This window comes from Aestuariibaculum sp. M13, from assembly GCF_024723255.1.
GTDB classification, from domain to species: Bacteria; Bacteroidota; Bacteroidia; order Flavobacteriales; family Flavobacteriaceae; genus Aestuariibaculum; species Aestuariibaculum lutulentum.
Window position 1 is genome coordinate 263,274 of record NZ_JANIAC010000003.1, and the last position, 13,674, is coordinate 276,947.

The window sequence follows — 13,674 nt, forward strand, 5'->3', positions numbered from 1 at the left end:
ACTAAACTACATATGAAATTCTTATCACCACTACTTTTTCTGGCATGTTTTGTTATTATGCCCTTGCAGTCTTTTGCGCAGAACGAACAATTTAATAACCCAATAGCAGAAGAACGTGCCGATCCCTGGGTGTTTAAAACCGATGACGGCATTTATTATTTAATTGCTACCGTTCCCGAATATGATAAAATTGTTATTAGAAAAGCTAACACTATTAACGGCTTAAAGGAAGCTGAAGAAAAAGTGGTGTGGACCAAGCATAAAACTGGTGTGATGGGGCATCATATCTGGGCACCGGAGTTACACAAAATTGATGGTGTCTGGTATATTTATTTTGCAGCTGGCGAAGCCGAAAATATCTGGAATATCAGAATGTGGGCTTTATCTAACACTTCAGAAGATCCAATGAAAGGCACATGGAAAGAAGAGGGTAAGGTGAAAGCCAAACAAGAATCCTTTTCTTTAGATGCCACAACATTTGAACACAATGGTAAACGTTATATGATTTGGGCGCAAAATGTACGTGGTGGAGCTCATGGAACAGGATTGGTCTTGTCTGAAATGAAAAATCCAACCACATTGGTGGGACCTGAAGTAGTAATTACCGAACCAGAATTTAGCTGGGAACGTATGAAATACAATGTAAACGAAGGACCTGCGGTAATAAAACACGGTGGTAGAATTTTTGTAACCTATTCGGCAAGTGCTACCAATCATAACTACTGTGTCGGTTTAATGTGGATTGATGAAGATAAGGATCTTTTAGATTTTAAAAACTGGAATAAATCACCTGGCCCCGTATTTTATACCAACGAAGATGTAAAACGCTACGGACCAGGGCATAATTCATTCACCACTTCAGAAGACGGTAAAGAGTTGATTATGATTTACCATGCCCGTGATTATAAGGAGATTAAAGGGCATGAGCTTTCAGACCCGAATCGAGCAACCAGAGCAAGAGTAGTAAAATGGACGCCAAGTGGTTTCCCTGATTTTATGCAGGCGGTTGGAGATTAATTTCGTTAATAACTCCTGATAAGTCTTCTGTAAAAACTACTTCAAAATTGCTATTTTGCGGGCTCTTATTTAGTGTAATCGAATGAAAGTCTGTATAGCCGAGAAACCGAGTGTGGCACGAGAAATTGCTACTGTTTTAGGAGCGAATACCAAACGTGATGGGTATTTCGAAGGGAATGGCTATGCAGTAACGTATACCTTCGGGCATTTGTGTACTTTAAAGGAACCTAACGATTATAAACCGTACTGGAAAAGCTGGGATTTGAATAATCTGCCTATGCTGCCTGAAAAGTTTGAAACGAAGGTAGTATCCAATTCAGGAATTCAAAAGCAATTTAAAATTGTTAAGAGTCTGTTTGAAAAAGCCGATGTGGTTATAAACTGTGGGGATGCCGGGCAGGAAGGAGAGCTTATTCAGCGTTGGGTAATGAATGAAGCGAATTACAAAGGTGAAGTGAAACGTCTTTGGATTTCTTCGTTAACCACCGAAGCCATTAAAGAAGGTTTTGAAAACTTGAAGCCATCTGAAAAGTATGATAATTTATATTACGCCGGTTTTTCCAGAGCGATAGGTGACTGGTTATTGGGTATGAACGCCACGCGTTTATACACTTTAAAACATGGTGGATACAAACAGGTTTTGTCTATCGGGCGCGTACAAACGCCAACTTTGGCGATGGTTGTGAATCGTTTCAAGGAAATTGAAAACTTTAAGCCACAGCCGTATTGGGAATTACAAACCATGTATCGCGATACTTTGTTTAGTTGTGAGGAAGGGCGGTTTTTAAAGAAGGAAGACGGGGAGGTTTTAGCCAATCGCGTTAAAGAAAGTGACTTCGAGATTGTTTCCATTGAAAAGAAGGATGGAAAGGAATATGCACCCAAACTGTTCGATTTAACAGGCTTACAGGTGTATTGTAATAATAAATTTGGTTTTTCAGCTGAAGATACCTTGAAGATTGTTCAGAGTTTATATGAGCAAAAAGTGGTGACTTACCCAAGGGTAGATACGACGTTTTTACCAAATGATGTGTATCCGAAAGTAGAAGGTATTCTTAGAAATCTAACCGAATATGCCGCTTTAACCCAACCACTTTTGGGTAAGAAGATTAGAAAATCGAGCAAGGTATTCAATGACAAAAAAGTTACCGATCACCATGCTATTATTCCCACCGGTATGCAGTCGCAATTACCATACAATCAAAAGCAGGTTTACGATATTATTGTAAAACGTTTTATCGCCGTATTTTATGATGACTGTCTGGTGGCGAATACATCAGTTATTGGAGAAGCCGATAAAGTATCATTTAAAACCACAGGAAAAGAAATATTAAAGAAAGGCTGGCGTGTGGTTTTTGAAAGTCCGGATAAAAAAGAAAAGGAAAGCGGTATTTTGCCAAGCTTTGAAAAAGGTGAAAAAGGCCCGCATGAACCTTCGTTTTTAGAGAAGGAAACCAAACCGCCAAATCAATTCACAGAGGCGTCGTTATTACGTGCTATGGAAACTGCAGGAAAACAGGTTGATGATGAGGATTTACGTGAGCTAATGAAAGAAAATGGTATTGGTCGTCCCTCAACGCGGGCGAATATAATAGAGACTTTATTTAAGCGTAAATACATTAAGCGTAATAAAAAGCAGGTATTGCCAACCGTTACAGGAATTCAGTTGATAGATACGATTCAGAATGATTTATTAAAATCGGCGGAATTAACCGGTAGCTGGGAAAAGCAATTAAAAGATATTGAAAAAGGCGAATACAGTGCCGCAGCGTTTATAAAAAATATGAAGCGCATGGTAGATGCTTTGGTTTACGAGGTGCGCAGTGAAGCAACTCGTGCTAACATTTCGCATGCCGTAACCGTGAAGAAACGCGAAGTTAAAGCCGAGCAGAAAAAACAGGCTGGTATTTTAGCTGAAACATGCCCGAAATGTAAAGAAGGTAAGATAATAAAAGGGAAAACAGCTTATGGCTGTAGCGCTTATAAATCGGGATGTCATTTTGTGATGCCTTTTGAGTTTAGCGGAAAGAAAATCTCTGAAAAACAATTTGTAAGATTACTTCAAAAAGGATCGACGGTAAATTTGAAAGGTTTTAAAACCGATGCAGGAACGGTAGAAGGCCTGGTGCGTTTAGATGATGATTTTAAATTAAAGTTAGAAACTAAAAAAGGAAAAGCCAAAACAAGTGAAGCTAGAGTTGCTGCGCCAAATGACTCAAATGCTGATGAATTACAATGTCCTAAATGTCATCAGGGTACCATTATAAAGGGGAAATCGGCTTACGGTTGCAGTGATTACAAGTCTGGGTGTACCTTTGTTGTGACTTTTGAAGATGTAAAAGCGAAAATTAACGGACAAACACCAACAAAAGAGTTAGTATACCGTATTTTAACAGAAAGTGTTTAGAATGGAGCACAAGCACTTTATCATTTACAAACCCTATGGCTATTTAAGTCAGTTTTACAGTAACGATAGTAAACAACAAAAGAAAAACTTTTTAGGAAGCTTACATGACTTTCCAGAAGGTATTATGTCTATTGGTCGTTTGGATGAAAAATCGGAAGGCTTACTGCTTTTAACTACAGATGGTAAAACCAGTGATTTTGTAAATAGTAAAAAAGTTGATAAAGAATACTACGCTTTGGTAAACGGAGCTATAACCCATGACGCTATTGAACAGATGGCTTCAGGTGTAGAAATAGGTTTTAACGGTAAAAAATACCAAACCAAACCCTGTAAAGTTTTTAAACTGGAAACGGAACCTGATTTACCAACGCGATCTAAAAAAATACGTGATGACCGTCACGGACCAACCACTTGGATTTCTGTAACCCTTAACGAAGGTAAGTTTAGGCAGGTTCGAAAAATGACTTCGGCAGTTGGTTTTCCAACACTTCGACTAGTACGTGTGCGTGTGGGACACTTACACCTAAGTAATATGCAGGTTGGTGAGGTTATGCCTATTGACCTGTTAGAAGAATTTTAGGTTTAGACAGGTTATATTTCTAGACACTTCTTTGACCTGTTCTATTTTATAACTTCACTATTCACATTAGGGATTACTCATAAACTCTTATTGTTATAAAAAGGAAATCGTGAATACGAAAGTATTTGAAGCATGCTACCGTGTAGCGCGTAAAGCACTACCCTGAGTTTAGCGAAGGGTAACGCCTGAAAGATTAAACTTCCAGTTTCTTTAATTCCTGATAATTACTGTTTAAACGCTTAAGTAGTAAACCGTAGATAAGGCGATAAAATAGCCATAAAATAAGTACAAATACCACTGTAAAAACGACTACAAGCATAGAGATAAAAACTACTTGCTTGGTGGTTAAATCTGCAAACTTGTCTATAAGTTCCGGATCGTGGGTAAAGGCATAATAAAAGCCAATTAGTAACGAAACTCCGGCAACAACCAAATTATAAATCACGTAGTATTTGATAATTTTACGAGTCTTAATTATGCTTTTCATTAGGTTTTTAACACTATCGGTCACCGAAATAGCTTTGTAGGCTTTATAGAGCAGATAAATGAATAGGAAAATAATGCCATAACTAATGGTGGTAATGGCACCAAAGACATATTCGTTAGTGTAAATTGAATCGAGTTTGGCTTTATAGCCATCTGAAGCAAAATAGGGGATGAAGTTTATTATAATCCAAAAGGCCAGCTCGGCAATGCTAATATAAAATAAGGTCTTAACGATGGAAGACGATTTTTTAAGCAGCATTGGGTAGATATCTTTTGCAGATAGTTTATTGTGGTCGGACGGTTTGTTCCAGTCTTTTTTTAGTAAATCTAATTCATCCATAGCTTACGGATTTAATATGGTTTTTAGTTTGGTTTTAATTCGGTTCATTTTCACTCGTGCATTCACCTCGCTAATTCCTAAAGTTTCACTTATTTCTCGATAGTCTTTATCTTCTAAATACAGAAATATCAGGGCTTTTTCTATATCATTAAGTTGATGTATGGCTTTGTATAGAATTTTTAATTGTTCTTCTTCGGTATCATCATAAGCTTCAGATTTTATTTTAAACTCAACGCCTTCAAAGTCTTGTGTGTTGATGCTGCGCTTCGATTTTCGGTATAATGTAATGGCTGTGTTCAGACTTACACGATACATCCAGGTACTGAATTTTGCATCACCTCTAAACTTAGGGTAGGCTTTCCAGAGTTGTATGGTTATTTCCTGAAATAAATCGTTATGAGCATCGTAATTATTAGTGTACAACCGGCATACCTTATGCACAATATTCTGATGCTTTTCTAGCAATTCAACAAAACTATGTTCTAGTTCTTTTTTCAAATTAGTGGTTTAGTTATATTGTAAGTAGCTTAAAGTTTTAAAACGTTACAACTTTATAAAAATAATATTTTTGATAATATGGTTAGGAATGATAATAGGGGTATAAAATCAAAAATATTAGTAATATAGCATCCGGTAAAACAGAGCTTTAAAACAGAAATGGCATATTTCTTGTTTTAACCTGAAAAACTTAAACCCGAAAGACATGAAAAACATCTACTTTTTATTATCAGGAATAATGGCTCTTAGCTTAACGTCTTGCGGAACTTCGGGCTATGTAAATTTAAATTATCCACAGGAACCGTTAGTTATACTTCCAGACAATGTATCCAATGTGGTTTTGGTGAATCGGTCGTTAACCAAAGATGAAGATAAAAATGCTGAAACCATGGAGGCCATTACTACCGGAGAAGTTATGGGCTCAGACCGAATAGCTTCAGATGAAGCCATGAAAGGTGTTTATGATGGTATACAGAATAAAAGCCATATCCAGATTATCATGCCGGATACTTTACGTTTGTACGGAACAGGAACAAGATTAACACCCGAATTATTGCCTTGGGATAAGGTGTCTGAAATATGCGAAAAATCGAATGCCGATGTGTTACTGGTTTTGGAAAACTTCGATTCTAATTCAGATTTAATACGTTCTGCGATGGTCGATCAGGTTAATGCTGTAATTACCACAGGAAAACCAAGTGCCAGAATTCCAACCGGTGCTCGTGTAAATGTTCGAAGTTACTGGCGATTGTACGATCCGTATACCAAAACGATTATCGATCAGTTTCAGCAAACACATTATATGAATTTTGATTTAGTAAATGGTGTGGCGCCAATAAATGCTTTAGGGGAAACTGCCTATGCTGCGGGATTTGATTATATCAACCGGTTTTTACCAAGCTACTATCGTGTAAAACGCGATATGTATAAAAAAGGAAAAGGTCGCGATAAGGATTTGTTTGGAGCCGGATGGCGCTCTGCCGAAGTCGCTAAATGGAATGATGCGATAGCTGCCTGGAAACGTATTGTTGATGAAAATCCAAGAAGCAAATCGGCTGGGCGAGCAGCTCATAATATTGCCGTTTCTTATGAGGTTTTAGGTGATACAGATTTGGCTTTACAATGGGCACAACGAGCTTACCGCGATTACGGTGACAAAGAGAGTCGTGATTATGCTAAAATACTCCTTAGAAGACAACGTGTAGAAGGATAAAGTCTACTTTTTATGTAGTAAATTTTATAGGTGGCATATGATAAATGTCATAGTAGGAATCGGGCATATAGACTAATTTTACTACTATAAATAAACAACTATGTTACCTAAAAAAAATCCCGATGTAGAAATTGGCAGAAATAGCGGTTTATATTTTGCTATCGGGCTTAATATCATGCTATTTTTGTCTTGGCAAGCCTTAGAATATAAAACCTTTGAAACAGAAGATGTAGATATAGGATATGTTAATATGCAGGCTCAAACCGAGGAAGAAATTCCTATTGTGCAATATACACAAACATTACCGCCACCGCCACCGCCACCAGCTATTGTAACTGAGAGTGTTGAAATAGTTGAGGACGAAGAAATTATAGAAGAAACTATTTTTGAAAGTACCGAAGTGACTCAAACAGATGCTATTGTTGAGTATGGCGATACAGATTTAGGCGTTTCTGATGTACAGGTTGCTGAAGTTGCCGAAGATGTAGAGGTGCCATTTTCAGTTATTGAGAATGTTCCTGTATTTCCAGGTTGTGAAGGCAAATCTAAAGCTGCTACCGTTAAGTGTTTTAATGATAAAATGCTGGAGCACGTTAAAAATAATTTCCATTACCCTGAAGCAGCACTTGATTTGGCTATTGGAGGTCGTGTTACTGTAGTCTTTATCATAGATCAAAAAGGATATATAACAGGAATACGTTCAAGAGGACCAGATAAAATTTTAGAAAAAGAAGCCGAACGAATAGTAAGCCTATTACCTAAAATGAAACCAGGTACTCAACGTGGCAGACCTGTAAAAGTAAACTATGCCGTGCCAATTGTATTTAAATACAGTGCTACACAATAACGATTAGGTAATGTAGTACGATTACCGCTAATTTTAGTGGTAATTAAGAAAGTCAATGAATATTGCAGCATCAGTATTCATTGACTTTTTTTTTGATTTAAAACCGAATGATTACACTTCAGATATTAAAAATGACAGTTCGGTAAGACTCTTTTCGGAAAGCCAAAGTAAGTTGGCACTTTTGTCTTGTAATTATAATCTGTTAGTTTTTACTGCTTTTAGTAAATTTAAGGATTAATAAAAACAAAGTATAACAAAGAACATGGCAAAAGGATTTAAAAATTTAATCATTACGTTTTTTATCGGGTGTGCCGTTTTTTTAGTAGGTAATTTACTTGAAAACGGATTGCAGTTTGGTAGTATAAAAGTAGCGTTAGTAAACTTTGCTTTTTATCAGTTATACTCATTTGTTTTAGGATATTCTAATTTGTTATTCTTTGGGTATCTGGAGACTTTAAAGTGGAAATCTACCGAATCTATTAAACGTATTGTTTTAGGAATTTTGGGCTCTGTGGTAGTTACGCTGTCAGGTTTGTTTTTATTGCGTGCCGGAACATCGGTGTTATACAATGGTAATTCATTCAAAGAATTTTTAGACCACGAGAGAATTCAGTATTATGGTTTTGGGTTAATAATTACCTTAATCATTGTTGTCATCTTTCATCTTATATATTTCTACAACCGCTATCAGCAAAACAGAATTAAAGAGCAAAAGGTTATTGCAGGTACGGCGAGTGCGAAATTCGATGCTTTAAAAAATCAGTTAGATCCACATTTTTTATTCAACAGTTTAAATGTACTTACCAGTTTAATTGATGAAAACCCCGAGAATGCCCAGAAATTTACAGCAGCTTTATCGAAGGTATATCGCTATGTTCTGGAACAGAAAAATAAAGAACTGGTTTCGGTTGATGAAGAACTTAATTTCGCAAAGACCTATATGTCGCTTTTAAAAATGCGATTCGAAGACAGTATTGTTTTTACAATTCCAGAGCAGGCAAGCAACCCGGAAAGTAAAGTCGTGCCATTATCATTACAATTATTACTGGAAAATGCAGTAAAGCACAATATGGTAACACCAGCCAAGCCTTTACATATTAAAATTTATGAAGACGGTAATAATTTGGTGGTCGAAAATAATTTACAACCCAAACAAATAGTTAAAAAAAGTAGTGGAGTAGGACTCAATAACATTTTGCAGCGTTATAAGTTGTTAACCACAAGAAAAGTAAACATCAATCAGGAAGCAAACCGTTTTGCCGTTGCAATACCAATGCTTACAAAACAAATTTCAGTTATGAGAACACAATCAAACCAATCCATCGATGATGCTTATGTAAGAGCACGAAATCATGTAGACGAACTTAAAGGCTTTTATTATAGTCTGGTATCTTATTGCTTAGTTATTCCCTTTTTAATCTTTGTAAACTATAAAACGTCATGGGATTTCCAATGGTTTTGGTTCCCCATGTTTGGTTGGGGCTTAGGTTTAACAATTCAGGCGTTTAGAGTTTTTGTTTCCAATCAGTTTTTGGGACGAAATTGGGAAGAGCGAAAGATAGAGGAGTTTATGCGCGAGGAAGAAAACAAGCGCTGGAAATAATAAAATTAAAAATCATGAAAAATTACGAACTAGAATCATACGATAACGAAACTTCAAAAGAACGTTTCTATAGAGAAGAAGCTTATTTACGTGCAAAACAGAAAGTAAAAAAAATATTAGGGTTTTACTGGCACCTGGCTAGTTACATTATTGTGAATATATTCATCATTATCGTTATCGTCTCTAATGGAGGAGAGTTGTTTAGTTTTGGCACTTTTGCTACAGCCTTATTTTGGGGTATTGGTTTAGCATTTCATTTTTTAAGTGTTTATGGGCCGGATTTTATTTTTGGAAAAAAATGGGAAGAACGCAAGATCCAGGAGTTTATGGAAAAGGAACAAAGTCATCATAAATTTGAAAAGCTATGAGTGCAGATAACAGAAACCAAGAAGCCTTTTTGAAAGCCGAAAAAAAGGTTTACAACCTAAAAGTATTTTATATTCATTTAGTCGGATATTTTATTTTAGTAGCGCTATTGGTATATAATTTATATATCATGCATGGACCGTATAAAGATTTTTTCTTTTGGTTTGATATCATCGTTTTGGTAGCCTGGACAGTTTTTATTAGCATTCATGGCAGGCACGTATTTAGAGGGGAAATTATTTTTAAGAAAAACTGGGAAGAACGTAAAATAAAAGAGTTCCTCGAAAAAGATAGAATTAATCGCTGGGAATAGTTAAAATAAAAGCCTGTTAAATAAACATATCTATGCACGTAATTATTATAGAGGACGAAAAACCATCAGCACGCCGATTAAAGCGTATGCTTGAAAAGTTGAATATTGAAGTGGAAACCATGTTGCATTCTGTTGAAGAATCGTTAAGTTGGTTTGAAGCCAATACACATCCCGATTTAATATTTTTAGATATTCAACTGAGTGATGGTTTATCGTTCGAAATTTTTGAAACGATTCCAATTAAAAGTGCGGTTATCTTCACCACAGCTTACGACGAATATGCGCTACAAGCCTTTAAACTAAACAGCATCGATTATTTGTTAAAACCTATTGATGAAGATGATTTACAGGCTGCCGTTGAAAAATACAAGGAACGTTTACCACAAAAGCAGTCGGTATCTTTAGATTTTAACGATATTAAAAAGCTATTGGTTAATCCGATAGATCGGGAATATAAAAAACGATTTTCAGTAAAAGTAGGGCAGCATTTAAAGTTAATTGCTGTAGATGATATTGAATGTTTTTACAGTGAAAATAAAGGGTCTTACATTCATACCAAAGATGGCAGAAATTATTTGCTTGACATTACTTTAGAAAGTTTAGAAAGTGAGCTGGAACCACAACTGTTTTTTAGAGTAAATCGTAAATTTTTCGTCAATATTAATGCGATAAAAGATATGATTAGCTACACAAATTCCAGGTTACAAATTAAGCTGAATAGTTATGCTGACGATGAAGTTATTGTGGCGCGCGAACGTGTTAAGGATTTTAAAGAGTGGTTGGAGTAAAGAGGTTAAATCTCATTCCCTCTAATTTTAATTTCATTTGCTTTTTTAATGTTTTCGGGGGTTTTAGTAATTATTTTAACTAAATTAATTTCTGAGTATTTTTTAGTGAATATTTTTTGAACGTGAATTTTCAATATGAATTTTTCATTCACTATAAATTTTTCGTCATTTACATTAACTATGTCTTCATCAATTTGATAAATAACAGGTTTAGAATCTAATTTTAAATACTTTGCTTTTAGGTCTTTTAACAAAATAAATTTAGGTTTATAACCCGCTTTCGTCTTTATATAAATTTTACCATAATACTCAATGCCATTGATAGTATAGTTCTCTTTTTCGACATGTATCGATTCAATTTGCTTTGTAGGAACAAAATTCATGGTTAGTACTTCTCCAACAAATTTATCATTAACATAAATTGCAACTGGTCTTGTTTCTTTATTTTGAAAGTCGTAAAAAACAGATATTTTTGAATCTTCTGAATATTCTCTAAAATTTTGGTTTTGACCAAAGGTAATTGAACAAGAAATATAAATTACTATCAAAAATAAACTCTTCATTGTAATATAAAAATATAATTAGAATTCTTTAAGATAGAAGAAATTATTGACAAAATAAAATTAATCTTCATCAATGCGATTTTCATCAAAAGCAGAAGGCAGGAGTTTAGGTATAAATTTTACTACTAAAGGCAATAAAATAGCACCACCCGGAAGTAAAAAAATAGCCAGACTTGGTATGGATTTAAAAATATCTAGTAATTGGTCCTGAACTTTCTTTTGTTCTTCAGCTGTTAAGTCTCTTACGGTCGATTGTGTTAAAAGTACCATAAGTTCTTTACTGTCCTTTAACTCTTTATATAAACGTTTGCTGTTTCGGATAATTAATTTTTTCACCATTTTGCTCGAGTTATTGTAAAAACTCTGAACAATATTTTTAGAACCTAAAACGGCAATATTCTCTTTGTTTGTGGTATAAAAACTGTTAACTGTTTCCAACGATTGTTTTATCAGTTGGGTGTCAATATTAAAATCCTGACCTAATTGAATTAAAAAACGTTTTTCAGTACTATCAATCGTTTTATCGGTCCAGGCGGCCATACAGGCCAGGTCTAAAATATATTGCTTTTCTAAAGGTGTTTTAATATTTGAGATGGCGTCTTCATAAGTTATATGTGTGTGGTCCTGAAAACGCAGAGACGATTCAATGAGTCGTATTAAACTTTCATCGTATTGGTTTTTGTCTTCTTTCGCATTTAATACATCTAAAGAAACGCATTCAATAGAAGCTTCTATGTTTTTAATATAAGTTTTAGAAATATGCTTTTTTCTTAAATAATTATCATACGCCAACACATCAATATATAAAAGCGCATTAATTATGAAGTAATTAAAGTTTTTGGTAATTATGTTTGCATCTATCTGAATACGCTTGTGTATTAACTTTTCAAGCTGTTCATTCGATTTTTTACCGCCTAGTAACTCACCAAAAAAAGAGGCTTTCTTTTCGCTTATTTCTGTATAAAAATCGATAACACTATCAACAAAAGGAATGTCGGTTTTCGAATGGTTATACGTTTGAAGTAATGCTAAACACAGATTGATTTTACAAAGTTCTTCCTCGATTAAATCTTCTTTTGCGAAGATGTTTAAAACCACATCTAGGTTACTGCCATAAATAAAGCCACAAGATCTTAGCGCCTGATAAAAGCCTTCGTCGTCTAAGTCAAGAAACCGGTGGTTAGTCTTAGCTTCCTTTAGTAATTTTTTTATCCAACCATTTGCAGATGGATTCATAGCATGCGATTTTGTTGTTGTAAATGTAATGTTTTCACAGAACATTTCGTAATTATTTCCTTTAACAAAATTTTAACAAAACCGAGTTTTTCTTTTTTGCGTAGGTATGCTTGAAACCGAGTAAATAACTAATTAATAAACGTATGAAAAAGTTAAAAACAGTTTTTGGAATTGGAGTAGTAGCGGTTGCTGGTTACTTCGTAGTTGCTGCAGACCATATTGATGCACCAGCCGTGCAGGGTGGCTCTAGCGACATTACCGATTTTTATGCCTTTCAAGGTGAAGATACCAATAATCTGGTATTTGTGGCTAATGTTCAGGGCTTATTGAGTCCTGCTAATACCGCTTCGGCGAGTTTTGATGAAAGTGTCATGATTGAGTTTAATATCGATTACGATAATGATTATGTCGAAGATTATGTAATTCAAGCCATTCCTAAGGATGGTAAAATGTATGTAATCGGACCAAAAATGCCAAGTCAAACAGGGTTGAACAGTATGGTGGGAACAAACGATGTTTATAACGCTGCTGTAACCAATATTACACCTTATGGATCTGAAGCCATGATGGGAATGAAAAACGGGGTTAAAGTGTTCGCCGGGCCAAGAGACGATCCGTTTTTTATGGATTTTGCACGTTATGTACAAATTGTAACTCCAGGTGATGATGATGGCGATGGTATGGAAGAAGGTGCTTTTTTACCTGATGGTATGGCATCTGATACGTTTGCAGGAACTAATGTGATGTCGGTTGTGGTTGAAGTACCAAAATCAACCATAGGGGGTAGCGGAACCATTAATACATGGGTAGAATCAAAAAGAAAGCAATAAAAAGACTTAAAAAACGAAATACAGACCATTATGAAAAATATAAAATTAATCCTAGCACTTTTAGTGATGCCATTTGTAGCATTTAACTGTAGTGATGACGACGATATGAAAAATGAAAACGGACTTCCAAATTTAGCAGGAACCTACATGCAGGAAGACCAAATGGGAAGACCAGCGGTAAATACCGTATTCGTGTCTCCATCAAGTAAAGATATGTTTAATGTTACCATACCATCGATGCAAAATGCCTCGTTCCAAAGTATGTTTCAGGCTAATTTAGAAGGCTTAAGTCCTGCTTTTGCAAATGCAGAAGATACCAATGCCCTAGGTTTAGATGCGGCAACCTTTACAGGAGTATTGGCAACCGATGTTTTAAATGTTTCTTTAGACGGAACTACAACATTTTACGATGGCACTAATGTGTTAACCGGAAGAAATTTAGCCGACGATGTGATTACGGTAGAACTCTTGTTAATTTTTGGAGGAGAAGACTTTTCTGAAAATCCAGGACTATCAGACGATAATGTCGATGCTAACGATAAACCTTTTTTAGCCTCATTTCCTTATCTGGCTTCACCATGGTAGAA

Annotated in this window: 13 protein-coding genes and 2 pseudogenes; 11 read left to right on the forward strand and 4 right to left on the reverse strand. The window is 35.4% G+C overall.

What is annotated here, in order from left to right:
• Positions 1 to 12 precede the first annotated feature (12 nt).
• The 3 genes from NO995_RS12490 to NO995_RS12500 all read left to right on the forward strand — a co-directional run bounded on the left by NO995_RS12490 (position 13) and on the right by NO995_RS12500 (position 4,004).
• The gene (locus NO995_RS12490; RefSeq protein WP_258227798.1) at positions 13 to 1,017 is read left to right on the forward strand and encodes a glycoside hydrolase family 43 protein; all 1,005 of its coding nucleotides are present in this window, start codon (positions 13 to 15) and stop codon (positions 1,015 to 1,017) included.
• An 82-nt stretch (positions 1,018 to 1,099) separates the two neighbouring features.
• Positions 1,100 to 3,424, forward strand: a complete 2,325-nt coding sequence (locus NO995_RS12495) for a type IA DNA topoisomerase (protein WP_258227799.1) — start codon at positions 1,100 to 1,102, stop codon at positions 3,422 to 3,424.
• A gap of 1 nt (position 3,425) precedes the next feature.
• Positions 3,426 to 4,004 carry a pseudouridine synthase gene (locus NO995_RS12500; RefSeq protein ID WP_258227800.1) on the forward strand — a complete coding sequence of 193 codons (579 nt, stop codon included), beginning with the start codon at positions 3,426 to 3,428 and terminating at the stop codon, positions 4,002 to 4,004.
• A 193-nt stretch (positions 4,005 to 4,197) separates the two neighbouring features.
• On the opposite strand, the gene NO995_RS12505 is transcribed toward NO995_RS12500, so the two are convergent.
• Both NO995_RS12505 and NO995_RS12510 read right to left on the reverse strand, forming a co-directional pair.
• On the reverse strand, positions 4,198 to 4,830 hold the full coding sequence (locus tag NO995_RS12505; RefSeq protein ID WP_258227801.1) for a hypothetical protein: 633 nt from the start codon (positions 4,828 to 4,830) through the stop codon (positions 4,198 to 4,200).
• 3 nt (positions 4,831 to 4,833) lie between these two features.
• The gene (locus tag NO995_RS12510; RefSeq protein WP_240572731.1) at positions 4,834 to 5,328 is read right to left on the reverse strand and encodes an RNA polymerase sigma factor; all 495 of its coding nucleotides are present in this window, start codon (positions 5,326 to 5,328) and stop codon (positions 4,834 to 4,836) included.
• A gap of 205 nt (positions 5,329 to 5,533) precedes the next feature.
• Between NO995_RS12510 and NO995_RS12515 the strand changes: the two genes are divergently transcribed.
• From NO995_RS12515 to NO995_RS12540, 6 genes are all read left to right on the forward strand, one after another.
• Complete coding sequence (locus NO995_RS12515; RefSeq protein WP_258227802.1) at positions 5,534 to 6,541, forward strand: tetratricopeptide repeat protein; 1,008 nt, start codon at positions 5,534 to 5,536, stop codon at positions 6,539 to 6,541.
• Between the two features lie 100 nt (positions 6,542 to 6,641).
• Positions 6,642 to 7,388 carry an energy transducer TonB gene (locus NO995_RS12520; protein WP_240572733.1) on the forward strand — a complete coding sequence of 249 codons (747 nt, stop codon included), beginning with the start codon at positions 6,642 to 6,644 and terminating at the stop codon, positions 7,386 to 7,388.
• Between the two features lie 262 nt (positions 7,389 to 7,650).
• Positions 7,651 to 8,991: a 2TM domain-containing protein gene (locus NO995_RS12525; protein ID WP_258227803.1), complete on the forward strand. Its 1,341-nt coding sequence runs from the start codon at positions 7,651 to 7,653 to the stop codon at positions 8,989 to 8,991.
• A 14-nt stretch (positions 8,992 to 9,005) separates the two neighbouring features.
• Positions 9,006 to 9,359 (forward strand): 2TM domain-containing protein, encoded by a 354-nt coding sequence (locus tag NO995_RS12530; RefSeq protein WP_258227804.1) that lies wholly within the window; start codon positions 9,006 to 9,008, stop codon positions 9,357 to 9,359.
• Positions 9,356 to 9,670 (forward strand): 2TM domain-containing protein, encoded by a 315-nt coding sequence (locus NO995_RS12535; protein WP_258227805.1) that lies wholly within the window; start codon positions 9,356 to 9,358, stop codon positions 9,668 to 9,670. Before NO995_RS12530 ends, NO995_RS12535 begins: the two co-directional genes overlap by 4 nt.
• Positions 9,671 to 9,702: 32 nt before the next feature.
• Positions 9,703 to 10,458, forward strand: coding sequence for a LytTR family DNA-binding domain-containing protein (locus NO995_RS12540; protein ID WP_258227806.1), 756 nt, complete (start codon positions 9,703 to 9,705; stop codon positions 10,456 to 10,458).
• Between the two features lie 5 nt (positions 10,459 to 10,463).
• Here NO995_RS12540 and NO995_RS12545 read toward each other — a convergent pair whose 3' ends face one another.
• The gene (locus NO995_RS12545; RefSeq protein ID WP_258227807.1) at positions 10,464 to 11,021 is read right to left on the reverse strand and encodes a hypothetical protein; all 558 of its coding nucleotides are present in this window, start codon (positions 11,019 to 11,021) and stop codon (positions 10,464 to 10,466) included.
• 60 nt (positions 11,022 to 11,081) lie between these two features.
• A complete protein-coding gene (locus tag NO995_RS12550) occupies positions 11,082 to 12,257 on the reverse strand; it encodes an LETM1-related biofilm-associated protein (RefSeq protein ID WP_258227808.1) in 1,176 nt (391 codons plus the stop codon).
• Positions 12,258 to 12,400: 143 nt separating this feature from the next.
• Here NO995_RS12550 and NO995_RS17830 point away from each other — a divergent pair.
• Together NO995_RS17830 and NO995_RS12555 are read left to right on the forward strand one after the other, a co-directional pair.
• Positions 12,401 to 12,625: pseudogene (locus NO995_RS17830) on the forward strand (molecular chaperone DnaK); the annotation flags it as partial.
• Between the two features lie 129 nt (positions 12,626 to 12,754).
• Positions 12,755 to 13,672, forward strand: a pseudogene (locus NO995_RS12555) (DUF4331 family protein).
• Positions 13,673 to 13,674 lie beyond the last annotated feature (2 nt).